Origin of the sequence: Phenylobacterium sp. RIFCSPHIGHO2_01_FULL_69_31, assembly GCF_001824475.1 — a bacterium.
Lineage (GTDB): Bacteria > Pseudomonadota > Alphaproteobacteria > Caulobacterales > Caulobacteraceae > Phenylobacterium.
On record NZ_MHXN01000009.1, the window covers coordinates 1 to 25,596 of the forward strand.

The window sequence follows — 25,596 nt, forward strand, 5'->3', positions numbered from 1 at the left end:
AGATCCAGACCAATCGTAACCACCTGACCCATGCTCTCCTCCTCTTCAGCAGGAGCTATGCTCCCGCGGGTGGTGGAGAGCCGTCCACAGCATCAATTGCGGACATTCGGGCAGGAGCAGAGGGCGGCCCCTAGCTGCGAACCCGGACTGTGTTGGTCTTGAAGCCTAAGCCGATCATGCTGCCTCCTGACGCTTGGAAGCAGAGTTCGCGAATATTCCTGATCCGCGATGTGCTCACGTAGGCGACGCCTCGCACGATCGGACCCTTTCTTCCCTTGAGGTTCGGTTGTCTACCGCTCGACGCGTTCAGGGTTATGCCATCAACGTAGACGTCCTCTGCGCTGACCCATTTGAGGTCGAACCGACCCCCCTGAACGCGGCCAGCGTCCTTGTAGCGGCAGTCTGTCACCACAAGATGGAAACTCGAATCCGCGCCAGTCACGGTTTGAGCAAGTCGCGCAGGCAGCTCGACCGTGTAGGTCTGCCAAGGCGGATCATCCTCATTGGGTCCGATGGTGCCTTCCGGACGAATTGTGGAGAGCCCAGCCTTGTGAACTGAAAGGCCCCCCGTCCGCACCGTACACCCCGCCAGCACCAAGACTCCGAGGACAACCACAACCATGCGCAATGGGCTCATACGCCCACGCTCTCCCGGGAGTGCTTTGACTGCAAGGGCCGCCTTCCACCCGTCTCTGACGTTCGAAACGTCGGTTGGCGGGCGGGTGTAGAGCGTTCCGTTCCGGCGGCTCGCCAGGATGTAGACCGCGATGAAGGCGTGCTGCCCGACCATCGTTGGAAGCTAGGTCGTGACGTAGATTGCGTCATCCGTCGTGGAGCAGCTTCAAGGTTGCGTCTGCTGGGTCCCGGGTCTTCGCGCTCTGGCGAGCGCTGCGCCCGGGATGACGGCAGGGGGGCGGATAACTGTCGCCCACCCGCTCCTGACGTGCGGAAGGTCCGCTTCACCGCTCAAGCGGCGCCCGCAGCTGCGGCCCAGAGCTTGCGGAAGGCCCCGCGGGGGTCGCTTTCCACGTGGCTGGCCGGGTTGTCGAAGACCATGGTGGTGCGTCGCGCCGCGTCGTAGGGCGCCCAGGCCGGCAGCTTGGCGGTGTTGGGATCGCCCGTGGCGGCGAGGGCGACGATGGCCGAGGATAGCTCGTCGGACAGGCGGGCGCTGTTGGCGTTGGGGCCCTGGAGGGCGCCGCGGATCTCGCGCGAGCTCGGGCCCACGTCGACCCCGTGCGTCGCCCCATAGCGACCGCCCCACGCGGGGCTCGGCGCTTTCCACAGGTAGACGTAGGCGGGCGCGCGGCCGAGAGCCGCCTTGCGTTCGGCCATGGCGAAGCTCGCGCCGCGCCCCATGTCGCTGATGATCCGCGACTGGATGAGGTAGGGCGCCGCCTGCGGATCTTCGTCGCGGTACATCTGCAGGACCTCGGCGGTCCGCGCACCGAGCCGCGGCGAAAACGACTTGGCCACGCCCTCCCAGGTCTCGTCGAAGTTCCGCTGGCGATAGGTCCGCTCGTCCAGGGTCGTGGAGACGATCATCGGAACGTCGGCGCTGATCGCCGGCGCGTCGGGATCGAACGGGTGGCGCGGCATGGCCACACCGTCCAGCACCGGGGTGAAGGCGTTGGGCGCCTCGCCCCGCAGGCGCTGGCCCGCCTCCAGATCGGCCTGGGCGGAGAGAAGGTCGTAGGCCGGGATCGCCTGGAGCTTGCGGATGTCGCCGCCGCCGAGGTTCACGGCCTTGAGGAAGGTGTCCGCGGTCGCCTTGGCCCGCTCGCGCGGGGCGACCCGGAGCATGGCCCCGCTCATCTGGACGGCGCGGTGGAACAGGCCCTGGGCCGAGGGCATGGCCATCAGGGCCGAAACCTTCGCCCCGCCGCCGGACTGACCGATGATCAGCACCCGGGCGGGATCGCCGCCGAAGGCCTCGATGTTGCGGTTCACCCAGGCCAGGGCCGCCGAGAGATCCAGCAGGCCGGCCATGCCGGACTGGGCGAAGGCCTGCGGCGCGCCGCTGTCGGCCAGGTGCAGGAAGCCGAACGCCGAGAGCCGATGGTTCACGCTGATCACCACGCAGTCGCCGTGCCGCGCCTGCATCTCGCCGTCCATTCCCGGAGAGTTGCTGGACCCGCCGTAGAAGCCGCCACCGTGGAACCGGACGATCACCGGCTTCTTCGCCGTGCGCGAAAGGTCGGGCGTCCAGACGTTGAGGTTGAGGCAGTCCTCGCCCATGCCACCGGGCTGGATGTCGAGCTGGATCAGGTTGGCGTAGTCGCTGCGCCGGTCGCCCGGCATCTGGGGGCAGACATTGCCGTAGTCCAGCGCATCGCGGACGCCGGCCCACGGCTTCACCGGCTGGGGCGGCCGGAACCGGTTCGCGCCCGAGGTGTCGGCGCCATAGGGCACGCCCTTGAAGACCTTGACCCCGCCGGAGACCAGGCCGCGCAGGCGCCCCTCGGCGGTCTCGACGATGGGGAAGATGTCGGTGGTGGCGGCGCGCGCCACGCCTGCCATGAAGAACGAGGCGCCGGCTGCGCCCAGCACGGCCCGGCGGCTCGCGTTGAAGTGGGTCATCTGCTGAGGCTCCTAGCTGCCGCCGCGCACGGCGGGGAACTGCGCCATGAACAGGCGCTCTTCACGGAACGGGTCGTTGACGAGCTTCGGCGGCGCGTCGAACAGCATGACGGGGCGCTTCGCCACATCGTAGGTCGGCCATTTGGGAATGCCGGCGTGGTTCGGATCGCCTGTCTTAGCGAAGGCCAGCCAGGCGCCCGCCATGGCCTCGGTCATCGCCTTGGTCTCGTCGCTCGGAGGCCCGGTCAGGTGCGGGGCGCGGGCGACGTTGTCGAACATGAACGGCAGGTCGATGGTGTGCTCGCTGAACCGCCGCCCGCCCTGCACCGGGGAGCGCCAGGTCACCTGGTAGACCCAGGTGCGATTGGCCCGGCCGTTCTGTTCGTGCCGCTTCTCGGCCATGGTGGTGGCGTTGGTGATGTAGGCGCGCCAGGACGCGGCCTTGAAGAACATCTCGGCGTTGGAGCCGGAGGGTGTGGAGGCCTTGAAGACCCGCACCGCCTCGTCCGCCGCCTCGGGCGGGACGATGCTCGTCAGCCGCTGCTTCAGGCCCCCCTCGTCCATGGAGAACAGGGCCTCGTCCCGGCCAAGCTGGTTGGACAGTTCGGTCTGGGTCGTGCCCAGCATCAGCGGGACCTTCGCGGTCTGTTTCGGCGCGTTGGGCAGCCACGGGTCGGAGGTGAAGGAAATCCCGTCGATCACCGGCTCGAACCGGTAGCCCGCCGCGGCGATCACCTGGCGCTGGGCGGCGCCGAGCTGTTCGATAGGGACTTGCTGGAGCTTGCGCGCATCGGCCGGCGCCAGATCCAGCTTCTTGAGCAGGGCGTTGGTAAGCGCCGCGGCCTGGTCCCTGGTGTGGACCCTGAGGTGCGAGCCCGACTGCACCACGCCCTTGTGGAACAGGCCGGCGGCCTCGGTCCCGGCGAAGCAGACGCTGACCTTCCGGCCCCCGCCCGACTGGCCATAGATCATGACGTTGCCGGGATCGCCGCCGAAGGCCGCGATGTTGGCGCGGACCCACTTCATGGCCAGGACCAGGTCCAGGTAGCCGACGTTGCCGGACTGGGCGAAGTCGGCGCCCAGCGGCCCGGACAGGTCGCAGAAGCCGAAAACGTTCAGGCGGTGGTTGATGGTGGCCACCACCACGTCGCCGCGCCGGGCCATGTTCGCCCCGTCGTAGAGTCCGCTGGAGCCGGTTCCGGCTTCGAAGCCGCCGCCGTGGAACCAGAGGAGCACCGGCCGCCGGCCCGCCGCGCCCGCCTGCGGCGTCCAGACGTTGATGCGCAGGCAGTCTTCGCTGATGGGACCGGGAACGGTCAGGATCGTGCGCGGCTGGGGCGCCTGGTCGCCGAACTCGAAGGCCTCGCGGACGCCGGCGAAGGTCTCGGCCGGGCGGGGCGGCATGAACCGGCCGGCGCCGCCGGTGTCGGCCCCGTAGCGCATGCCCCTGAAGACCTGGACGCCGTTCTCCAGCCGGCCGCGGTAGCGCCCCTCGGTGGTCTCCACGACCTGGCCGTCGCTGGCCCAGGCCCGGCCCGACGCCAGCAGGCCGACGCCCAGGCCCACCAGGCCGCGGCGCGAAAGGTTCAAGCTCTGCATTTGCGGCCCCCGCCCTCAGCAACGGCCTCCCCAGCCGCGTCGCAACCATACCGTGGTTTCGAACAAAAGCGATTGCAGGCGTGAAGCAGACGGGCCTAGCGGTCCTCCAGCCAGCCGGCGGAGCGCATTTCCTGGAGGCGGGAGGCTGTGCGCTCGAATTCGAAGGCGCCGTCGCCTTCGGGGTAGAGCTTCGTGGGTTCGGCCTCGGCCAGGACGATCAGGTGGGTGCGGGCCTCGTAGAGGGCGTCCACCAGGATGACGAGGCGCCGCGCCTCCTCCCGCCGGTTGGCGGTCAGGCGGGGCAGGCCGTCGAGGAACACGGTGTGGAAGCGCTCGGCCAGGGCGATGTAGTCGTTGGGGCCGAGGGCCACGGAGCAGAGGCTGCCGAAGCCGGCGCGCAGCAGGCCGCCGGACGCGTGCGGGAAGTGCACCTTGCGGCCCAGCACCTCCAGCGTCTCGCCGCTCTCCTCCTCCGGGCCCAGCATCTCGCGCCACAGGGCGTCGAACTGGCGTTCGTTGTCGGGGTCGATGGGGGAGAACCAGGTGCCGGTCGCCCGCAGGCGGTCCAGCCGGTAGTCGTGCGGCCCGGCGATGGTGACGACCTCGACCTTGCTCTTCAGGAGGTCGATGAAGGGCAGGAAGAGCTGGCGGTTGATGCCGTTCTTGTAGAGGTCGTCGGGCAGGCGGTTCGAAGTGGCCACCAGGGTCACGCCGCGGGCGAACAGGGCCTCGAACAGGCGGCCCAGGATCATGGCGTCGGCGATGTCGGTGACCTGGAACTCGTCGAAGCACAGCAGCCGCGACTGCTCGGCCACCACGTCGGCCACGGGCACGATGGGATCGTCGCCCTTGTGCTGGCCGAACCGGGCCTTGCGCGCGGCCGCATCGCCCTTGCGCCAGGCGTCGATCAGCCGGTGCACCTCGCCCATGAAGACGTGGAAGTGGGTGCGGCGCTTGGAGGTCTCCTTCGAGGTCTCGAAGAACAGGTCCATCAGCATGGACTTGCCGCGCCCGACCGGGCCGATCAGGTAGACGCCCCGCTGCCCCTCGGGCTTGTGGAACAGCTTGCGCAGGCCGTTCGGCGGCCGGGCGGCGGCCAGGTCGGCTTCCAGGCGGACCAGGGGGGCGAGCGCCGCGGCCTGGGCGGGATCGGGCCGGATGGCGCCCGCCCGGACCCGGGCGTCGTAGGCGGCTTGCAGGGCTGAGGCCATCCGCCCCGCCTAGCCGCGGGAACGCCGGAGCGCAAGGAACGGGCCGGCCGCCCCGGGGTTGATCCTTCTTGAGTGGAATGAGGAGTACCCCATGGCTGATCGCAACGACGGCGCCGAGATCCCCACGGGCGGCATGCCCGAGCGCAACGCCGCCGGTCTCGGCGACGTGCCCGGCGACTTGGGCGCCGGCACCCCGGCGAACGTCGACATCCACAAGCTGGGCCAGCCCGACAATCCCGAGCAGGAATGGGGCGAGGCGGCGGGCGAGGGCGCGACCTTCTCCGCCAACCACACCCGGCGCGGCGAGCCCACCGAGGCCATGCGCGCCCAGGGCGCCAAGACGCGCGCCGCCAACAAGGACATCGTCAGCCGGCGCAACTAGCCAGGTGCGGCGGGGCCCTCGGCCTCGCCGCAGGCCGACGCCCCGTTCGTGACTCGGTCACGAACATCCGCTAAGAGCCCGCCGTCATGACGCGGACCGCGCACCATCACGGCCATCACCATCCGACCCTGGCGGGATCGGCTGGCGGGCTCGTGGCTTAGGCGATCCCCCCTTCCGAGCCCCGCACCAGCGGACGGGGCTCGAACCTTCAGCTTCGTCCGTCGCCCTCCTTCCAACGAGACGACGATGAGCACTTCCCGAGACGATTCCTTGAGTGAGGCCGCCGCAGCCGGTAAGCGCGCGGCCATGACCAGCGATCCCAACAGACCCGAAGCCCGCGCCCCCCGCGGGTTCATCGACCGCCGCGCGCGGGACGTCGTCGCCGAGCGCGCCATCCTGGCGGCCGTGAGCGGGGTCTACGAACGCTGGGGCTTCGAGCCGCTGGAGACCGGGGCGTTCGAATATGCCGACGCCCTGGGCAAGTTCCTGCCCGACGCCGACCGGCCGAACGAGGGCGTCTTCGCCCTGCAGGACGACGACGAGCAGTGGATGGCCCTGCGGTACGACCTGACCGCGCCGCTGGCCCGGTTCGCGGCGCAGAACTGGGAGACCCTGCCCAAGCCGTTCCGCCGCTACGCCTTCGGGCCGGTGTGGCGCAACGAGAAGCCGGGGCCGGGGCGTTTCCGCGAGTTCGTGCAATGCGACGCCGACACCGTGGGCTCGGCGCGGCCGGAGGCGGACGCCGAGATCATCGCCATGGCGGTGGAGGGGCTGGAAGCCGCGGGCCTGCCCGCCGGCTCGGCGCTGATCAAGATCAACAACAGGAAGCTCCTCAACGGCCTGATGAGCGCCGCCGGCGTGGCCGACGAGGGGCAGAAGCTGGCCGTGCTGCGGGCGGTGGACAAGCTGGATCGCCTGGGCCCGGACGGCGTGCGGCTCTTGCTGGGCGAGGGGCGCAAGGACGAGAGCGGCGACTTCACCAAGGGCGCGGGGCTGAACGCCGCGGCCGCCGAGCGGGTGCTGGCCTTCACCGCCGCAGGGGCGGGTGACCGCGCGTCCACCCTGGCGAAGCTGGCGGACGTGGTGGGCGGCTCGGCCGAGGGCGACGAGGGGCTGGCCGAACTGGCCGCCATCGATGCGGCGCTCACCGGCCTGGGCGTGGCCGCCGACCGGGCGACCTTCGACCCCTCGGTGGTGCGGGGGCTGGAGTACTACACCGGCGCGGTCTTCGAGGCCGAGCTGCTGCTGTCCACCCTGGACGAGAAGGGCCAGCCGATGCGGTTCGGCTCCATCGGCGGGGGTGGGCGGTACGACGACCTGGTGGCGCGGTTCACCGGCGAGCGGACTCCGGCGACGGGCTTTTCCTTCGGCGTCTCGCGCCTGGCCTCGGCGCTGAAGGCGGCGGGGCGGGACCTCGCCAAGGCGGCGCGCGGGCCGGTGGTGGTGATCGCCTTCGACCAGACGCGGATGGCGGATTACTTCGCCGTGGCGCGCGAGATCCGGGCCGCCGGCATTCCGGCCGAGGTCTATCTGGGCTCCTCCGGAATGAAGGCCCAGATGAAGTACGCCGACCGCCGCCTGTCGCCCGCCGCGGTGATCGTGGGCGAGGACGAGCTGGCCGCCGGGACCGTCACGGTGAAGGACCTGGACCTGGGCCGCGTGCTGGCCTCGAAGGTGGCCGACAACGCCGAATGGCGCGAGCAGCGGCCGGGCCAGCAGACCATCCCGCGCGGCGAGCTGACGGCGGCCCTGCGCCGCATCCTGGACGCCGGCTGATGCGCGTCGAGCCGTCCGTTCCCGCCGAGATGCTCTCGGCGATCCGCAGCCCCCTGGAGGCCTCAGGCGCCGAGCGCGCCGATGCGCCGCTGCTGCAGCCGCTGAACCTTCTGCTGGACCTGGCGGGCGAGGAGATGCGCGCGCGGCTGTTCGTGGTGCAGGCCGAGGGCGGGGCGGAAAGCTGCCTGCGGCCGGACTTCACCGTCGCCATCGCCCGCCAGCACCTGGAGGGCGGCCGGGCGGCCGGGCTCTACTGGTACCAGGGCGCGGCGTTCCGGGCCTCGACCGGGACCGACCGGCCGGAAGAGTTCGTGCAACTTGGCCTGGAGATGTTCTCGCCCGGCGGCGGAGCGGTCGAGGCGGCGGACGCCGAGATCGCCGCGCTGGCCTGGCGGGCGGCCGAGGCCGGCGGGCGGGGGGACCTGTCGCTGTGGCTGGGCGACGTGGCGCTGTTTGCGGCCTTCATCGAGAGCCTGGACCTGCCGGAGACCTTGGCCAGCCGGCTGCGGCGCGTGGCCGGGCGTCCGCGGCTCTTGTGGGCGGAGCTCTCGCGCACGGGCCAGGCGACCTCGGACGGCGGGACGCTGGCGGGCCTGCTGGCCGGGCTGTCCGAAGCCCAGGCCGCCGCCCTGCTGGAAGAGGTGTGGGCGCTGGCCGGGGTGGAGCCCGTGGGCGGCCGCGGTCCGGCCGAGATCGCGGCGCGGCTGGTGCGCAAGGCGGAAGCCGCGACCGCGCCGGCGCTCACCGAGGCGCAGTCCGAGGCGATCCGCGCCTTCATGGCCATCGACGATGCGCCCGCCTACGCCTTCGCCCGGATGCGCGAGCTGGCCGGCGGTCGGGACGGGGCGCTGAAGGCGGCGCTGGCCGGATGGGAGGCGCGCCTCCTGGAACTCACCCGCACGGTCCCGGCGGACCGGCTGCGGTTCACCCCGGCGCTGGGGCATGCGTTCGACTACTACGACGGCATCACCTTCGAGGTGCGCAGCGACGCCCTCGGGCCGGAGCGGGCGGTGGCGGTCGGCGGCCGGTACGATGGCCTGCTGACCCGGCTGGGCGGGGCGGGCGATGCGCGGGCGGTGGGCTGCATGGTGCGGCCCTGGCGCGCCTGGCGCGGTGGCGAAGGAGCCGGGGCATGACCCTCCTTCGCCAAGGCTTCGGAGGGTGCATCCTCCTTTCAACAACCGCAGGCCTGATCCTGCGAAGCTCCAGGGGAGCGTAGCAGGATGAGCGGACTCGTCATCGCGGTCCCGTCCAAGGGGCGGCTGAAGGAGCAGGTCGAGGGCTGGCTGGCCGACAGCGGCCTGAAGCTGGAGGTCACCGGCGGGGCGCGGGGCTATCTCGCCAGCCTGAAGGGCCTGCCGGGCGCCCAGGTGCGCCTGCTCTCCGCGGCCGACATCGCCGATGCGCTGGATGCGGGCGAGGTCCACCTGGGTGTCACCGGCGAGGACCTGCTGCGCGAACGCGGCGAGGATCTCGACGCGCGGCTTTTGCTGCTGCGCGCGCTGGGCTTCGGGCGGGCAGACCTGGTCACCGCCGTGCCGAAGAGCTGGCTGGACGTCGACAGCATGGCCGACCTGGAGGAGGTGGCCCACGACTACGTGCGCCGCACCGGCCGGCGGATGCGCGTGGCCACCAAGTACCTGACCCAGACGCGCAGCTTCTTCGCCCGTCACGGCATCGCGGACTATCGAATCACCGAATCGGGCGGCGCGACGGAAGGCGCCCCGGCGGCGGGGTCGGCCGAGCTGGTGGTCGACATCACCACGACTGGGGCGACCCTGCAGGCCAACGGGCTGAAGGTGCTGGCCGATGGCGTGATGCTGAAGAGCCAGGCGCAACTGGCGGCGTCCCTGCGGGCGACGTGGAGCCCGGAGGCCTTGGCCCAGGCCGAGCGGCTGCTGCGGATCGTCGAAGCGCGGGCCGCCGCGCTGCGCAGCTCCACCCTGACCTGGCCCGCGGGCGGGGATGCGGTGGAGGTGGCGACGGTCAATGCGCTGGTGACCGCGGGGGCGTCGCGACGGCCCAACGGATTGCTCGTCGATTCGGGCCAACTGGCCGACGCCTCGCTCGCGCTGAACGCCGCCGGACTGGGACCGGTAACAGTCTCGAAGCCGGATTTCGTCTTTGACGTGAAGTGCTTGGCGTTCGACACGCTGAGATCGCGGGTTATTTGACGGTTACGTCAAAAAACGCCGTAAAATTTGCTCGCGCTCGCGAAATTCTGATCGTAACGCCCCCATTCGGGGTCTTTGGCCCGTTGACTCGGGTAGAAAATTGCCGTTCTGTCATCAGGCGAGAGACATGAAGGCGCTAGTCCCGAGGTCTCCGGCGTTTCGGGGAGGAAACGCCCGCTCAATCAGAGCGACTGCTCAAGGCGGCCCGCAGCGATTATCCCCCGCTGCGGGCCGATTCTTTTTCCGGAGATCGATAGTTTTGACGCGTGAGTCAAAATTGTTGCTCCCTCTCGGGGGAGCTGTCAGCGAAGCTGACTGAGGGGGCTTCCACTCAAACCGTTCCGCCGGCGTCTCGAGCGCAGATGTCCAGGCGGAAGCCCCCTCCGTCGCCGTCGGCGACACCTCCCCCAACGGGGGAGGAACTTCGGTCTCACCAGATCCGAACCCTTTGCTCCGGCGGCACGTACATCGGATCGCCGGGCTTCACGCCGAAGGCCTCGTAGAAGGCGTCGATGTTGCGGACCGGCAGGTCGACGCGGGCCACCGGCGGCGCGTGGGGGTCGGACACCAGGATCTGCTTCATGAAGTCGTCGCGGTACTTGCCGCGCCAGACCTGGGCCCAGCCCAGGAACACCCGCTGGTCGCCGGTCAGGCCATCGATCACCGGCGCGGGCTTGCCCTTCAGCGACAGGCGATAGGCGTCGAGCGCCAGCAGCAGCCCGCCCAGGTCGGCGATGTTCTCGCCCATGGTCAGCTCGCCGTTGATCTTCGCGCCCGGGAGCACCTCGGTGGCCGAGTACTGCTTTCCGAGGCGCTCGGCCTGGACCGCGAACTTGGCCTCGTCGTCCTTGGTCCACCATTCGGAGAGGCGGCCGTCGCCGTCGGACTTGCGGCCCTGGTCGTCGAAGCCGTGGGTGATCTCGTGCCCGATCACGCCGCCGATGCCGCCGTAGTTCACGGCCGGGTCGCCCTCGGGATCGAAGAACGGCGGCTGGAGGATGGCGGCCGGGAAGACGATCTCGTTCTTGGTCGAGGAGTAGTAGGCGTTGATCGTCGCCGGCGTCATTTCCCATTCGGCGCGGTCCACCGGCTGGTTCAGGCGCGCGGTGCGGAAGTTCCAGTCGAAGGCGGCCGCCCGCTCGACGTTGCCGTAGAGATCGCCGTCGACGATCTGTAGGCCCGAATAGTCCCGCCACTTGTCGGGGTAGCCGATCTTGACGGTGAACTTCCCGAGCTTCTCCAGCGCCTTGCGCTTGGTCTCGGGGCCCATCCAGTCCAGCTTCTGGATGCGGGCGCCCATGGCGGTCTTCAGGTCGCCGACCAGGGCCTCCATCCGCGCCTTGCTGTCGGCGGGGAAGTAGGCGTCGACATAGAGCTTGCCCACCGCCTCGCCCAGGTTGGCGTCCACCAGGTTCACCCCCCGCTTCCAGCGCGGCTGCTGCGCGGGCGTGCCCGAGAGGGTCTTGGCGCGGAAGTCGAAACGGGCCTGGTCGAAATCCTTGGAGAGGTAGCTCGCCGCCTGATCGACGGTGGTGAAGGCCAGCCAGGCCTTCAGGGTCTCGACGTCGGTCGCGCCGTAGATGGCGGCGATCTTGGGGAAGGCGGTGTTCTCAGCCGCGATCACCCGTGTCGCCTTGGCAAGTCCGGCGCCGTCCAGGAAGGCGCTCCAGTCGAAGCCCGGCGCGAAGGCGGCCAGCTTCGCGGTCTCGACGGGGTTGTAGGTCTTGTCGTCGTCGCGACGCTCGGCCCGGGTCCAGGAGATCTTAGCCACCTCGGTCTCCATGGCGACGATGGCCTTGGCGCTGGCCTCGGGGTTGGGCCAGCCCGCCAGGCCCAGCAGCTTGGCTACATAGGCCTCGTAGGCCTTGCGCTGCGGCTCGAACTTGGCGTCGAGGTAGTAGTCGCGGTCGGGCAGGGTGAGGCCGCCCTGGCTCAGATAGACCGCGTACTTCAGCGGATCCTTGGCGTCGTCATAGACCTGCGGGTTGAAGAAGCTCTGGCCGAAGCCGCCCGCCGTGGCGCCCATCAGCCGGGCGACCTCGGCGCGGGTCCGGGCGCCGCGAATCCTGGCGAGGTCGGCCTCCAGGGGCCTGGCGCCCAGGGCCTCGACCTTCGCCTCATCCATGAAGCTGCGATAGAGGGCGCCGACCTTGGCCTCGACGCCGCCGGCCGTCCCGCCCGCCGCCGCCTTCTCGATCACCGCCCGCATCCGGTCCTTGGACAGTTCGTCCAGCACGTTGAAGGCGCCATAGGTCGAGCGGTCTGCGGGGATCGTCAGCTTCTCCATGTATGCGCCGTTGGCGTAGGCGAAGAGGCTCTTGCCGGGCGAAGAGGCGGTGTCGCGGCCGGCCATGTCGAAACCCCAGGGGCCCATCCGGGGCGCCTTGCTGAGGTCGCGGGCGGCGGTTTCCGGAGCGGTGGTCGCAGCGTCGGCGGCGAAGGCGCTGGGGCTGGCGGCGAGCAGGGCGGCCGCGCAGGCGGCGGCGAGCCAGGCAGTCTTCATAGGTATGGGGTCTCGCTTGATCGAAGTCGGCGCGGACCATGCTACGGGCCCGCGCCGTTACGCTCGTTACATTTCTGTCAGACGGCTAGTGATGATGATGCGCGGCCGCGGCGGGAGGCCCCATCGCCGCGACGAACGAGACCTTCACCGTGGCGCCGCTGGCGAAGGTAAGGGTGGCCGGCACGGCGTCACCCGTCTTCACGGGCTTAGTCAGGCCTACGAACATCAGATGATAGCCGCCGGGCGCGAAGGTGACGCTTCCCCCGGCCGGGACCGGGACGCGGGCGACCTGCTTCATGGAGGCCATCCCGCCGCTCATGCTGGACTGGTGGATCTGGACCGTCCGGGCCAGGGGGCTGGCGACGGCGACCAGGGCGTCGGGCTTCGCGTCCGGGTTCTTCAGGGTCATGAAACCGGCGCCGGTCCCGCCCTGGGCGGCGGGCCGGGTCCAGGCGGCCTCGACCTTGGGGGCGGCCTGCGCGGCGGTGGCGACGGCCAGGGCCGCCAGGGTGGTGAGAAGACGTCTCATCGGCTGTCCTTAGTGATGCGGGCCGGCGGCGGCCGGCGCGGGGGTGAGGATGACGTTCGGCGCAGGATACTTCGGCCGCGCCGCGCCCGGGGGCGCGGTTTCGGTCCAGCGGTTCTGGGCCTCGCCGCAGGTCTGTATGGCCGGGAAGGCGAGAGGCCCTTCGCCCGGCGGCAGCTTGGCGAGGATCAGGAACTCGTCGAAATGGTCGGCGGGCAGGTCGCCGCGCCAGACGATGGCGGTGACGGCCTCGCCATCCCCGCGCTCGACGGTGAGCAGCCAGCCCGGCTTGGGCTGCGGCCGCGCGACCGAGGTCCCGGCGGGAATCTCGATCCGCAGGGCGGTCGTGGCTTTCCCGTCGCAGCCGTGGCCGAGGCCGAAGCGCAACACCTGATAGGCGCCGGCGGCGCCCGTCGCCGGCTGGACGCTCACGTGGGCGGAGGCCGCCGTCGCCACGGCGAGGCCGACCATGAGGGTCAGGGATCTCAGAACGCCCATTGCACGCCTCCGAACACGGATCGCCCGTCGCCGGGCCAGTAGGCCGCGCTCGCGGCTGTGGCCGCGATCTGCGCCTGGACGTTGGAGATGTAGTCCTTGTCCGCGAGGTTCCGGATGTCGAGGAACAGCGACAGCCGCTCGTCCAGCGCCCACCCCGCGTTGAGGTTCACCACGGCATAGGCGGGGGCCTCAGTGGTGTTTCGGTAGTCGACCTGGATCTTCGAGGCCGACCATTCCACCGACGGGGCGAGGAACCATCCCGACGGGTCCTCGTAGCGCAGCTCGGCCCGGTAGAAATGCTTCGGCACGATGGGCAGGCGGTTGTCGCCGTACTGGCCGTCGCCGTCGAACCGGAAGTCGGACAGCGTATAGGTCTGGCGCAGGCGCAGGCGCTCGGCGATCCGCCAGTCCACGGCCGCCTCGATCCCCTGGTGGATCGTTCTGTCCGCGTTGAAGGTCGAGGCCGGGATGTTCGGCCCGATGGTGAACTGCAGGAGCTCCCTGTCCAGCCAGGCGCGGTAGAGCGTGATATCCCACAGGAACGGCCCGCGACGGCCGCGCGTCCCCAGCTCGGCGGTCCAGGCCTCCTGCGCCTTGATCGGCGCGAACCCGAGGTTGGTCGGCGACATCGATCCGAGGTTCGGCGGCTCCACCGACTTCGTCACGTTGGCGAACAGCTGGGCGCCGTCGTCCGCCTCCCAGATGAGCCCCACGCGGGGGGCGATCCAGTCGTAGTCCTTGGAGGCCTTGAGATCGATCGTCCCTGCGACCCCCGGGATGGCGAAGCTGCGGTAGTCGCGCCGGGCCTGGCCCCACGTCCCGCCGGCGACCACGGCCAGGTGCGGCGTCACGAACAACCGCCCCTCGACGAAGACGTCCGCAGCGTCGGCGTTCTGCAGGGTGCGGGAGGTCGGCGCGCCCCGCGCGCCCCGCACGTTGACGTAGAAGTTGGAGTCGAGGTCCCCGGTGCGGAGCCAGACGCCGCCGTAGGCGTCGGCGCGCAGGCCGCCCAGTTCGCCCGCCCAGTCCAGCCGGGCGAAGGCGGCGTAGTTGCGGCTCTGCTGGTCGATGACCTGGAAGATCGGGTGGTCCAGGTCCTTCCAGACGGCGTAGGCGCCCGCCTCGAGCACGGTGCTGTCGGAGAGGCGCCAGGTGGTCCTGACCGAACTGCGCAGGCCGCGCTGGTTCCGCCCCTGGTCGTTGTTGTAGTTGCCCACCGTCGCCTGCCGCGGGTCGGCGTCGAACTGGGCCCGGGTCAGGGCGCCGGGGATCTCCTGGGCGATGTTCCAGCCGCCCACGATGAACCGGACCTCGCGGTCCTCCCCGAAGCTGCGGCCCAGGTTCAGCGCCCCGAACTGAAGGTTCTGCTGGCTCTGCGGCCGGTAGCCCTGGCCGGTCTGGTTGGTGGCGGCGGCATAGACGTCCCACTCGCCCTGGACGCGGGCGACGGCCACATGCTCGCGCAGCAGGCCATAGCTGCCCCCATCGACCCGAACGAGGGCCTCGTGGCCGGCGTTCCGGCCCGTGGGCGTCACCACATTGACCGCCCCGCCCAGCAGCGCGCCGCCGAACCGCAGCGCGTTCCCGCCGCGATAGACCTCGGTGTAGCGGGCGATCAGGGGGTCGATGGACTGGCTGTCGCCGAAGCCGTCGGCCTCGTTCAGCGGCAGGCCGTCCTGGGCGATCAGGAGGCCGCGGTTGTGGTTGGCGTTGCCGATCCCCGAGCCGCGGATCGACAGGCGGATATCCCCGCCCCACTTGCGCTGGGCGTAGACGCCCGGCGCATCGCGCAGGACGTCGTCGAGGGCGAGGGCGACGCGCTTTTCATAGGATTCGGCGGAGATCACCGAGACGGCCCCCGGTGTCTCCGACAGGCGCTGGCGCGCGTCGGCGACCACGGGCGGGTCTTCGGGGTTTCGGGCGCCGGTGACGATCACCGAATCAACGGTGGTGGGTGGCGCGTCGTCGGCGGCAAAGGCGATCGACGGGATGCCGGACGCGGCGAGCAGCGCCGCGCGCAAGGCGAGTTTCATGGATGGACTCCGAACATGACGAGACGGGCGCGCGAGAGCTCGCGCGCCGACGGCAGCGATCAGGCTTCGGAAGTCGGGGGTCCCTGGCCCGGCGGCCGCGGCGGGGCGCGGGCGGGGGGTGTGAGGCGGTGCGGTCGGGCGGCGGGGGGCGCCTCGGCGACGACATAGGCCACGTGGCAGACGCTCACCGCCGAGGGCGGGTCGGCCGCGGGGGCAGGGCAGAGGCAGTGCTTGCAGCTGTGGTCCGCCGCCGGCGAGCCGCCGCCGCCGTCCGGCGCCGCCTGCAGCCCCATGTCGGTGCAGATCAGGAGTTCGCCCGCCGTGGCCGGGGCCGCGGCGGCGAAGGCGGGGACCAGCGCCTGGACCAGCAAGGCGAACACGGCCAGCAGGGCGATCATCGCCCGGCGCTCGGCGCGCTCCATTCCGGCCTGTTTGCTCGGCAGTCCCACAAACCGGCGTCGTAAACGCACCGCGGGATTCCGCAAGCCGTCTCGATGCCCCATAGTGAGGCTATCGAGAAATCGGAGACCTGATGGAAGGCCACGTTCAGCCCGGCGCGTACAAGGATGTCGTACTGTTCCTCGCCACGGCCGGGGTCGTGGTTCCGCTGTTCCGCCGCTGGCGGGTCAGCCCGATCCTGGGGTTCCTGGGCGCCGGCGTGGTCCTGGGGCCGTATGGCCTCGGCAGCCTGGCCCACGAGGTCGAGTGGCTGAGCGCCTTCACCATCGACAACCCGGCCCAGCTGGCCCAGCTGGCCGAGCTCGGGGTGGTGTTCCTGCTGTTCATGATCGGCCTGGAGCTGTCGTGGGAGCGCCTGCGCTCCCTGCGCCGCTACGTCTTCGGCCTGGGCGCCCTGCAGGTCGGGCTGTGCCTGACGGCGACGGCGGCGGTGGCGATGGCCATGGGACAGCCCCCGGCGGCGGCCATCGCCATCGGCGCGGCCCTGGCCCTGTCCTCCACCGCCATCGTCATGCCGATCCTGGCCGAGCAGAAGCGCCAGCACGCCGTCGCCGGCCGCGCCACCTTCTCGGTGCTGCTGTTCCAGGACCTGGCGGTGGCGCCCATCCTGGTCACGCTCACCCTCATGGGCCGCCGCTCGGACGAGCCCTTTTCGCCCAGCATGCTGCTGTCGCTGCTGCCCGCGATCGCCGGCGTCGCGGCGCTGTTCCTTTTCGGCCGTCTCCTGCTGCGGCCGATGCTGCGCTCGGTGGCCAAGGCCAAGAGCGAGGAGCTGTTCCTCGCCGCCTCCCTGCTGGTGGTGGTGGGCGCCGGCCTGGTCAGCGCCCTGGCGGGGCTGTCCATGGCCCTGGGCGCCTTCGTCGCCGGCCTGCTCCTCGCCGAGACCGAGTTCCGCCACGAGGTCGAGGTGCGGGTCGAGCCCTTCAAGGGCCTCCTGCTCGGCATGTTCTTCATCTCGGTCGGCATCGGGCTGAACGTGCCGCTGCTGCTGGAGCGGCCGCTGATCATCGTCGGGTCGGCCGTGGCGCTGGTGTCGCTCAACACGGCGGTGGTCTTCGGCCTGGCCAAGGCCTTCCGGCTGAAGACCCGCGCGGCGATCGAGGCCGCCCTGCTGCTGGCCGGAGCCGGCGAGTTCGCGTTCGTCATCCTGGGCCAGGCCATGGACCAGGGCCTGGTCGATCGGACGGTCGGCCAGACGGCGCTGGTGGCCGCCACCCTCTCGATGTTCTCGATTCCCTTCCTCGCGCAGCTGGGCCTGAAACTGGGCGGCCGCCAGATCGTCCCCAGCGAGCTGCCGCCGGAGCCGGAGGGCGAACCCGACGACGAGCCCAAGGTCCTGGTCGTGGGCTACGGCCGGGTCGGCCGCCTGGTCGGCGACATGCTGCGCCGGCACCAGATCGCGTGGGTGGGGGCCGAGCTCGATCCCAAGCTGGTCGAACAGGGCCGTCGGGCAGGCGAGGCCATCTATTTCGGCGACGCGGCCCGGGCGGACTTCCTGATGCGTTGCGGCCTGGCCGACGCGCCGGCGCTGGTGGTGACCATGGACAATCCCGAGGGCGCCGAGGCCATCGTCGCCGTGGCGCGGGAGCTGCGACCGGACCTCACCATCGTGGCGCGGGCCCGGGACGCCCGCCACGCCCAGCGGCTCTACGACCTGGGCGCCACCGATGCGGTGCCGGAGACGGTCGAGGCCAGCCTGCAGCTGTCGGAGGCCGTGCTGGTGGAGATCGGGGTGCCGATGGGCCTGGTCATCGCCTCGATCCATGAACGCCGCGACGAGTTCCGCAAGTCGCTGAACCGTCCCGAATCACTGGGCGGCCGGGCCCGCCGCTTCCAGCGCGAGCGGGGCGCCTGAACGGCGCCGAAAACGCGGCGCCCAAAAATCTTCATCCGCGGTTCATCCGCGCGGAACCAAGCGTGGCCTTGATCCGTTGGGCGGTCTGACGACGGACGACGTGTCGGGGATAAATGGGCGAATGCAGTCAGGGCGTGTAGAAGCGAAGCGCGAGTCGGCTGGCGAAGGCCGGCGCGCTTGCGCTGCGTCAATGCCGCGCCTTTACAAACAACGCCAAGGACTTGCGTCAGAACTCGACGGACGCTTCCACGCGCCCGTTGCAGATTGGCGGAGGTTCTGGAGATGAGAACCGCGTTCGCGTGGCGGAAGCTGGGCGAACCGGCGGGGCGATTGTGCTAGGTAGCCCTTGCGAATGCACGCATTTGCAGGGGACCGGACGCCCGACGTCCTGGTAGAGCTTGGGAAAGGCTGGCGAAATTGCGGTTCGAGTGTGGCTCTGGCGACACTTTCGCAACGACTAAGCCTTGTTATAACGGCGGCTGGGTCAAACGGCCGCACCACCTGAGGGCAACGAGAGGGCTCTGATTATGAAGTTGAAACTCCTGGCTGGGGCCGCGATGGCTGCGGTTTTCGCCGCATCCGGCGCCGCCGCGCAAGAAGGCTGGTACGGCGCCGTTGATCTCGGCTACCACTGGCCGGACTCGCTCGAAGCGACGTCCTCCAACAATGCCGCGAACGGCGCTCCCTATCAGTGGGATTTCAATCAGGAAGATGACTGGGCCGGCTTCGCCCGCCTCGGCTATCAGCTGAACGACAACTGGCGGGTCGAACTGGAAGTCGGCTACCGCTCGGGCGACATCGAGTCGGTCCGCGGCGGGTCGAACCAGGCCGTCGTCGGCCTCTGCACCCCCGGCGTGACGCGCACCCCCGCGGCGCCCGCCTGCGGCTCGCCGGACGGCGACGTCTCGGCGTGGACCGTGATGGGCAATGTCATCTACGACATCCTGCCCGGCTCGGCCCTGAACCCGTTCGTCGGCGCCGGCATCGGCGTGAACCACGTCAAGATGGACGTGCTCGGCCAATTCTCGAACGTCCCGGGCACGGTGACGGCGGCCAACGCCATCCAGAACCTGACGATCGACGACTCCGACACGGCGTTCGCCTACCAGCTGATCGCCGGCCTGGCCTGGAAGGCCACCGACCAGCTCAGCGTCGACCTCACCTATCGCTACCTGGGCGGCTCGGATCTGGACTTCACGTCCACCGGCAGCCTGGCCAGCGGCCTGCAGCCGGGCGTGTTCTCTGGCGAGTACAAGGACCAGTCGGTGACGCTGGGCCTGCGGTACCTGTTCGCGGCCCCGCCGCCCCCGCCGCCGCCCCCGCCGCCCCCGCCGCCTCCGCCCCCGCCGCCGCCTCCTCCGCCCCCGCCGCCTCCGCCGGCGCCGGCCTATGAGGCCAAGCAGTTCATCGTCTACTTCCCGTTCGATCAGTACGTGATCACGCCGGAAGCCCAGGCGGTGATCACCGACGCGGCCAACTACGCCAAGGGCGGCAACGCCACGCGTCTGGTCGTCGTGGGCCACGCCGACACCTCGGGTTCGGCGACCTACAACGTCCGCCTGTCGGAACGCCGTGCGAAGGCCGTGGCCGACGCGCTGGTCGGCGCCGGGGTGAACCAGACGGCGCTGTCCGTCGACTGGAAGGGCGAGACCATGCCCGCGGTCGCCACCGGCGACGGCGTCAAGGAACCGCTGAACCGCCGCTCGACGATCGACATCAACTTCTAAGTCGATCCAAGACAGCGACTAAAGCTGAGGGCCCGGCGGCAACGCCGGGCCCTTTTCTTTTGGAGCGCTACTGCCCCTCCCTTGATGGGGAGGGACAGGCCGCAAAGCGGCCAGGGTGAGGGAGAGCGGGCCGGAGTAGGGCGGGGCTCGCGATCATCTGTCCCTCGCTTGACGACCGAACAAATCATGAACAAAACTTGCGCCGATGAGACCCGAAATCCTGCGCGCCCGCGAGCTGCGACGGAACATGAGCGAGCCGGAGGTCATCCTCTGGAGTCGCCTCAAACGCCTACGCGAGCAGGGCTTCGCCTTCCGTCGACAGTTCCCCTTTCGCGGGTACTTTCTTGACTTCGCCTGCCTGTCCTACCGGCTAGTGATTGAGGTCGATGGCGGGCAGCACAACGAGGAACGTCAGGCCGAACACGACGCGGTGCGGGATCGGATCCTCGAACGGCACGGCTTTCGGGTGCTGCGTTTCACGGCCGGTGAGGTGCGGCGGAACCTCGGCGGCGTGATAGATCGGGTTGTTTGCGCGCTTGAAGAGATGCCGCGGGTGAAGGGGGAGGGTCGCATCGAGGCGCTGAGCCCGATCCTTACCCCCTCACCCTGACCGCTTCGCGGTCTGTCCCTCCCCATCAAGGGAGGGAAACGGCGCTGTGCGCCTAGATCGGCAGCTGGGTCGTGGACTTGACCTCTTCCAGCACCGCATAGGTGCGGGTCTCGCGGACGCCGGGGATGCGGACCAGGACGTCCTCGAGGAACTTGCGCCAGGCGGCCAGGTCGCGGACGCGGGACTTGATCAGATAGTCGAAGCCGCCGGCCACCATGTGGCACTCCAGGACATCGGGCGCGCGGCGGGCTGCGGCTGCGAAGGTGTCGAACACCTCGGGCGTGGTGCGGTCCAGGACCACCTCCACGAAGATCAGCACGCCCCGCTCCACCTTCTCCGGATCCACCAGGGCGGCGAAGCCGGTGATGTAGCCGGTGTCTCGGAGCCGGCGGACCCGGTCCGAGCAGGCCGAGGCCGAGAGGTTGCAGCGCTCGGCCAGTTCGGCATTGCTGATCCGCCCGTCCGCCTGCAACGTCCGGAGGAGGCGGCGATCCGTGTCATCCAGGCGTAGACTATTCGACATATCTCGCTCCTGGGCCAGGTTCTTCGGCGAACGGCCCGATCTATCGTAGCACATTCGCTCTCGCGTCGATTATGCCGTTCATCCTTGGATATGGAGCTGCGGATGGCGTTCGATCACCTGGACCAGGACAAATTCGCCGACGAGCGCACGACGCTCGCCGCCATCCTGGCCGCCAAGCCGCTGAGCCAGCCGGACCGCGAGGCGGTGCGTGTGGAGGCCGAGGCGCTGGTGCGGGCCGCGCGCAAGACCGCCAACCGGCAGGGCGTCGTCGAGAGCTTCCTGCAGGAGTTCAGCCTGTCGACGCGCGAGGGCCTGGCCCTCATGTGCCTGGCCGAGGCCCTGCTGCGGACGCCGGACGAGGAGACCCGCGACCGCCTCATCGCCGAGAAGATCGCCTCGGCCGACTGGGCCAGCCACGCCGGCCAGTCCGACAGCCTGCTGGTGAACGCCTCCACCTGGAGCCTGATGCTCACGGGCAAGATCATCGACCCCGACGAGGAGGCCCGCAACGACCTCTCCGGCTTCATCAAGCGCCTGGCCGGGCGGCTGGGCGAGCCGGTGATCCGCAAGGCGGTGGGCGCGGCCGTGCGCATCATGGGCGAGCAGTTCGTCCTGGGCGCGACCATCGAGAAGGCGATCCGGCGGGCGGGGGCGGACGGCTTCGTCTGCTCCTTCGACATGCTGGGCGAGGGGGCGCGCACCGATGCTGACGCCGACCGGTACGAAAAGGCCTATGCCGACGCCATCCGCTCGGTGGCGAGACACGCCAAGGGTCAGGGTCCGGAACGCGGCCACGGCGTCTCGGTGAAGCTCTCGGCCCTGTCGCCGCGCTACGAGGCGCGCCAGGCCGAGCGGGTGTTCGCCGACCTCTACCCGCGCATCCTCCGCCTTGCGCAGATCGCGGCGGAGGCGGACATCAATTTCACCCTCGACGCGGAAGAAGCCGACCGGCTGGCCATTTCGCTGGACCTTCTGGACCGGCTGGCGCGCGAGCCGTCGCTCGGCGACTGGCGTGGCCTGGGCCTCGCCGTGCAGGCCTACCAGAAGCGCGGGCCTCGCTCGATCGAGGCCGTGGCCGGCATCGCACGGGCCAGCGGCCGCCGCCTGATGGTGCGGCTGGTGAAGGGCGCCTATTGGGATTCGGAGATCAAACGCGCCCAGGTGGCCGGCCTCGAAGGCTATCCGGTCTACACCACCAAGGCCGCCACCGACGTCTCGTACCTGGTCTGCGCCCGGGCGCTGCTGGGCGCGGCCCCGCACCTCTACGGCCAGTTCGCCACCCACAACGCCCACACCCTGGCCGCCGTCCGCCTGATGGCCAGCCAGATGGGCCTGTCGCCGGAATTCCAGCGCCTGCACGGGATGGGCGAGGCGCTCTACGGGGCCGCCAAGGATCGCTACGGTGACTTTCCGCTGCGGGTCTATGCGCCCGTCGGCAGCCACGAGGACCTGCTGCCCTACCTGGTGCGCCGCCTGCTGGAGAACGGCGCCAACACCTCCTTCGTCCACGCCCTGCTCGACGAGAAGACTCCGGTGTCCAAGGTGGTGGTCGATCCGATCACCGCGGTCGAGGCGGCGGGCGCGGGCCCGCATCCACGCATTCCCCTGCCGCGCGACCTCTACGGCCCGGGCCGTCGCAACTCCGGCGGCCTCGACCTGTCGATCCAGGCGGTGCGCGATGGCCTGACCGCCGCCATCGCCCGGCTGGACGAGGAAATGCTGGAGGCGGCGCCGATCGTCTCGGGCCTGAGGGTGAAGGAGGGGGCCGGACAGCCGGTCGTCTCGCCCAGCGTCCTTTCCCTCAAAATCGGCCAATCCTGGTCAGCGTCCACGGCAGACGTCGACCGGGCCTTCGCCGCCGCCAGGCTCGCCCAGAGGCCCTGGGACCGCCTGGGCGGCGAGGGGCGGGCCAGGGTGCTGCGGGCCATGGGCGAGGCCCTGGAAGCCGAGCGCGACCGCCTGATCGCCATCTGCGTCCGCGAAGCCGGCAAAACGCTGGCCGACGCCATCGCCGAGGTGCGCGAGGCCGCCGACTTCTGCCGCTACTACGCCTACCTGGCCGAGCGGCAGTTCGCCCAGCCCGAGACGATGCGCGGGCCGGTGGGCGAGACCAACCAGCTCAGCCTGCACGGCCGCGGCGTCTTCGTCTGCATCAGCCCGTGGAACTTCCCGCTGGCCATCTTCACCGGCCAGATCGCTGCGGCCCTGGCGGCCGGCAACGGGGTGCTGGCCAAGCCTGCCGAACAGACGCCCATCGTCGCGACCGAAGCGGTGAAGCTGTTCCATGCCGCCGGCGTGCCCGCGGACCTCTTGCACCTGCTGCCTGGCGACGGGGCCACGGTCGGGGCGGCGCTGACGGCGCACCCCGGCTGCGACGGCGTGGCCTTCACCGGCGGCACGGACACGGCCTGGGCGATCAACCGCACCCTGGCGGCGCGCCAGGGGCCGATCGTGCCGTTCATCGCCGAGACGGGCGGGCTGAACGCCATGTTCGTCGACACGACGGCCCTGCGCGAACAGGTGCTGGACGACGTGCTGCTGTCCGGCTTCGGCTCAGCCGGCCAGCGCTGCTCCGCGCTGCGGCTGCTGTTCGTGCCGCACGACACCGCCGACCTGATCATCGACGGCCTCAAGGGCGCCATGCAGACGCTGGTGGTGGGCGATCCCTCCGATCCGCGCACCGACATCGGGCCGGTGATCGACGCCGAGGCCCTGGCCGCGCTGGAGGCCCATGCCGAGAAGCTCGGGCGCGAGGCCAAGGTGCTGGGCCGCCTGGACGTTCCGGCGGGCGGCCATTTCTTCGCTCCGACCCTGGCCGAGATCCCCGATGCCTCCTTCCTGCAGAAGGAGGTGTTCGGACCGATCCTGCACGTGGTGCGGTACGATCCGACGCGCCTGGAGCAAGCCGCCGCCCCTCTGGTGCAGGCGCGCTATGGCCTGACCCTGGGCGTTCACAGCCGGATCGAGGCCTTCGCCGAAGAGGTGCAGCGGGCGGTCCCGGCCGGCAACGCCTACGTCAACCGCTCGATGATCGGCGCCGTGGTGGGCGTCCAGCCCTTCGGCGGCGAGGGGCTGTCGGGCACCGGGCCCAAGGCGGGCGGGCCCCACGCCCTGCTGCGCTATGCGGTGGAGCGGGCCGTCAGCGTCAACATCACCGCCCAGGGCGGCGATCCGGCGCTTCTCAACCTGGACGCCTGATCCTTATGGCTCCGCTCGCGTTGTAGGTCCCAAGGACGTTCGTCGAGGGACTTCATGACGCTGCAACAAGCCCTGGCCTTCGGGCTGATGGGCGCGACCATCGTCGCCTTCATCTGGGGGCGGTGGCGCTATGACGTGATCGCGGTCCTGGCGCTGCTGGTCGGCGTGACGCTGAATATCGTCCCGGCCAGCTCGGCCTTCGACGGGTTCAAGAACGACATCACCGTCATCATCGCCTGCGCCCTGATCGTCAGCGCGGCGTTCGCCAAGTCCGGGGTGGTCGAGCTGGTTCTGCGGCCCCTGCTGCCGCATCTGAAGAGCGCCACGTCGCAGGTGATGCTGTTCGCCGGGGCGGTGACGATCCTGTCGATGGTGACCAAGAACGTCGGCGCCCTGGCCATCATGATGCCCATCGCCCTATCCGTGGCGAAACGGACAGGTACGTCACCCTCTCGGCTGCTGATGCCGATGTCCTTCGGCGCCCTGCTCGGCGGCACCGTCACCCTGGTGGGCACGTCCCCCAACATCATCGTCTCCCAGGTGCGCGACGACATCCTGGGCCGGCCGTTCGAGATGTACGATTACGCCCCCGTGGGCCTCGGCGTCACGGCGGTCGGGCTCGTCTTCCTCGCCTTCGGCTATCGCCTGCTGCCCTGGTCGCGGCCCGTGCCCGAGGCGATGGAAGCCGCCCTGGCGGCCAACCCCTATGTCACCGAAGTCGAGGTTCCCGGCCATTGGGACACCGCCCGCACCAGCGTGGGCAAGCTGGGCCGCCTGGCCAACGGGGACGTCCAGGTGATGGCCCTGCTGCGCGACGGCAAGCGCCAGGCTTCGCCGCACCCGAACACCCGCATCCGGCCGGGCGACATCCTCCTGCTGGAAGGCGACCACCAGGCGCTGGACGACCTGATCGCCCGGCTGAAGCTGCGCCTGACCCGCGCCGACCGCCCCATCGCCATGGAGGAGCCCACCGAGGAGGTCCGCATCGTCGAGGCCATCGTCGGGCCGGACTCCATGATGGTGGGCCGCTCGGCCCGGCAGGAGGACCTCCACACCACCCACGGGGTGAACCTGCTGGCGGTCAGCCGCGCCGGCTATCGGGTGACCAGCGCCCTGCGGACGCTGCGCCTGCGGGCCGGCGACGTGGTGGTGCTGCAGGGCGCCGAGCGCGCCCTGCCGGGTGTTCTGAAGACCCTAGGCCTGCTGCCGCTGGCCGAGCGAGAGGTGCGTCTGGGCGGTATCCGCCACGCTGTCGCGCCCGCGCTGATCCTGGGGGTGGCCATGGTGCTGGTGGCGCTCAAGATCGCCCCGGTGGCCATCGCCTTCTTCGGCGCCGCCGCCCTCATGGTGGCCATCGGCGCAATCCGGATGCGCGAGGCCTACACGGCGTTGGACGGCCCGCTGCTGGTGCTGATCGCCTGCCTGATCCCGGTCAGCGACGCGATCCGCACCACCGGGGGCGCGGACCTTATCGCCCACACGCTGGCGGACGTCTTCCGAGGGCAGGCGCCGATCCTGGCGCTGGCGGCGGTGATGGCGGTGGCCATGGCGGCCACACCCTTCCTCAACAACGCCGCGACCGTGCTGATCGTCGCGCCGATCGGGGCCAGTCTGGCCAGGCTGCTGGGGCTGCAACCGGACCCGTTTCTGATGGCCGTCGCCCTGGGCGCCGCCTGCGACTTCCTCACGCCCATCGGCCACCAGTGCAATACGTTGGTCATGGCGCCGGGCGGCTACCGGTTCATCGACTACCCCAGGTTGGGAGCTCCGCTGACGCTCATCGTCCTTGTGGTTGGAACGGCCCTGATCGCCCTCGTTTGGCCACTTACCCGGTAGGTGTTCACAGTGTCGTGAATCGGCGAGAGGGTTAACGGGCCCGTCCGAGAGCCGGCCGAACGTCGTTAAGGCCTCGTTAGCGAAAAAGTCTGTGTGCGGCTAACCC

At 70.3% G+C, this 25,596-nt stretch carries 19 protein-coding genes; 9 read left to right on the plus strand and 10 right to left on the minus strand.

Annotated elements, in window-relative coordinates:
- Positions 1-130 precede the first annotated feature (130 nt).
- From A2790_RS05970 to zapE, 4 genes are all read right to left on the minus strand, one after another.
- Positions 131-790 (minus strand): hypothetical protein, encoded by a 660-nt coding sequence (locus A2790_RS05970; protein WP_293388709.1) that lies wholly within the window; start codon positions 788-790, stop codon positions 131-133.
- A gap of 176 nt (positions 791-966) precedes the next feature.
- Positions 967-2,580 carry a carboxylesterase family protein gene (locus A2790_RS05975; RefSeq protein WP_293388711.1) on the minus strand — a complete coding sequence of 538 codons (1,614 nt, stop codon included), beginning with the start codon at positions 2,578-2,580 and terminating at the stop codon, positions 967-969.
- A gap of 12 nt (positions 2,581-2,592) precedes the next feature.
- On the minus strand, positions 2,593-4,179 hold the full coding sequence (locus A2790_RS05980; protein ID WP_293388715.1) for a carboxylesterase family protein: 1,587 nt from the start codon (positions 4,177-4,179) through the stop codon (positions 2,593-2,595).
- A 95-nt stretch (positions 4,180-4,274) separates the two neighbouring features.
- Positions 4,275-5,390, minus strand: a complete 1,116-nt coding sequence (gene zapE / locus A2790_RS05985) for a cell division protein ZapE (RefSeq protein ID WP_293388718.1) — start codon at positions 5,388-5,390, stop codon at positions 4,275-4,277.
- A 91-nt stretch (positions 5,391-5,481) separates the two neighbouring features.
- On the opposite strand from zapE, the gene A2790_RS05990 reads away from it, so the two are divergent.
- The 4 genes from A2790_RS05990 (at position 5,482) to hisG (ending at position 9,722) form a co-directional block, all read left to right on the plus strand.
- Complete coding sequence (locus A2790_RS05990; RefSeq protein WP_293388720.1) at positions 5,482-5,772, plus strand: hypothetical protein; 291 nt, start codon at positions 5,482-5,484, stop codon at positions 5,770-5,772.
- A 306-nt stretch (positions 5,773-6,078) separates the two neighbouring features.
- Positions 6,079-7,548, plus strand: coding sequence for a histidine--tRNA ligase (gene hisS / locus A2790_RS05995; protein WP_293389300.1), 1,470 nt, complete (start codon positions 6,079-6,081; stop codon positions 7,546-7,548).
- On the plus strand, positions 7,548-8,684 hold the full coding sequence (locus A2790_RS06000) for an ATP phosphoribosyltransferase regulatory subunit (protein ID WP_293388722.1): 1,137 nt from the start codon (positions 7,548-7,550) through the stop codon (positions 8,682-8,684). The genes hisS and A2790_RS06000 overlap by 1 nt, the downstream gene beginning before the upstream one ends.
- Positions 8,685-8,771: 87 nt before the next feature.
- On the plus strand, positions 8,772-9,722 hold the full coding sequence (hisG, locus tag A2790_RS06005; RefSeq protein ID WP_293388725.1) for an ATP phosphoribosyltransferase: 951 nt from the start codon (positions 8,772-8,774) through the stop codon (positions 9,720-9,722).
- A gap of 430 nt (positions 9,723-10,152) precedes the next feature.
- Here the strand turns inward: hisG and A2790_RS06010 are convergent, their stop codons facing one another.
- The 5 genes from A2790_RS06010 to A2790_RS06030 all read right to left on the minus strand — a co-directional run bounded on the left by A2790_RS06010 (position 10,153) and on the right by A2790_RS06030 (position 15,704).
- Positions 10,153-12,225: a M13-type metalloendopeptidase gene (locus A2790_RS06010; RefSeq protein WP_293388727.1), complete on the minus strand. Its 2,073-nt coding sequence runs from the start codon at positions 12,223-12,225 to the stop codon at positions 10,153-10,155.
- Positions 12,226-12,310: 85 nt separating this feature from the next.
- Complete coding sequence (locus A2790_RS06015) at positions 12,311-12,754, minus strand: copper chaperone PCu(A)C (protein ID WP_293388730.1); 444 nt, start codon at positions 12,752-12,754, stop codon at positions 12,311-12,313.
- A 9-nt stretch (positions 12,755-12,763) separates the two neighbouring features.
- Positions 12,764-13,249 carry a YcnI family protein gene (locus tag A2790_RS06020; protein WP_293388732.1) on the minus strand — a complete coding sequence of 162 codons (486 nt, stop codon included), beginning with the start codon at positions 13,247-13,249 and terminating at the stop codon, positions 12,764-12,766.
- The gene (locus tag A2790_RS06025; protein WP_293388735.1) at positions 13,237-15,282 is read right to left on the minus strand and encodes a TonB-dependent receptor; all 2,046 of its coding nucleotides are present in this window, start codon (positions 15,280-15,282) and stop codon (positions 13,237-13,239) included. The genes A2790_RS06020 and A2790_RS06025 overlap by 13 nt, the downstream gene beginning before the upstream one ends.
- Positions 15,283-15,341: 59 nt before the next feature.
- A complete protein-coding gene (locus tag A2790_RS06030) occupies positions 15,342-15,704 on the minus strand; it encodes a DUF2946 family protein (protein ID WP_293388737.1) in 363 nt (120 codons plus the stop codon).
- Positions 15,705-15,814: 110 nt separating this feature from the next.
- Here A2790_RS06030 and A2790_RS06035 point away from each other — a divergent pair, with 110 nt between their 5' ends.
- From A2790_RS06035 to A2790_RS06045, 3 genes are all read left to right on the plus strand, one after another.
- Complete coding sequence (locus A2790_RS06035; RefSeq protein WP_293388740.1) at positions 15,815-17,596, plus strand: cation:proton antiporter; 1,782 nt, start codon at positions 15,815-15,817, stop codon at positions 17,594-17,596.
- A 527-nt stretch (positions 17,597-18,123) separates the two neighbouring features.
- Positions 18,124-19,323: an OmpA family protein gene (locus A2790_RS06040; protein WP_293388743.1), complete on the plus strand. Its 1,200-nt coding sequence runs from the start codon at positions 18,124-18,126 to the stop codon at positions 19,321-19,323.
- A 205-nt stretch (positions 19,324-19,528) separates the two neighbouring features.
- On the plus strand, positions 19,529-19,933 hold the full coding sequence (locus A2790_RS06045; protein ID WP_293388745.1) for an endonuclease domain-containing protein: 405 nt from the start codon (positions 19,529-19,531) through the stop codon (positions 19,931-19,933).
- A gap of 52 nt (positions 19,934-19,985) precedes the next feature.
- Here the strand turns inward: A2790_RS06045 and A2790_RS06050 are convergent, their stop codons facing one another.
- Positions 19,986-20,456 carry a winged helix-turn-helix transcriptional regulator gene (locus A2790_RS06050; RefSeq protein ID WP_293388747.1) on the minus strand — a complete coding sequence of 157 codons (471 nt, stop codon included), beginning with the start codon at positions 20,454-20,456 and terminating at the stop codon, positions 19,986-19,988.
- Between the two features lie 90 nt (positions 20,457-20,546).
- On the opposite strand from A2790_RS06050, the gene putA reads away from it, so the two are divergent.
- Positions 20,547-23,654 carry a bifunctional proline dehydrogenase/L-glutamate gamma-semialdehyde dehydrogenase PutA gene (gene putA, locus A2790_RS06055; protein ID WP_293388750.1) on the plus strand — a complete coding sequence of 1,036 codons (3,108 nt, stop codon included), beginning with the start codon at positions 20,547-20,549 and terminating at the stop codon, positions 23,652-23,654.
- Between the two features lie 54 nt (positions 23,655-23,708).
- On the plus strand, positions 23,709-25,490 hold the full coding sequence (locus A2790_RS06060; protein WP_293388753.1) for an SLC13 family permease: 1,782 nt from the start codon (positions 23,709-23,711) through the stop codon (positions 25,488-25,490).
- The last annotated feature ends 106 nt before the right edge of the window (positions 25,491-25,596 follow it).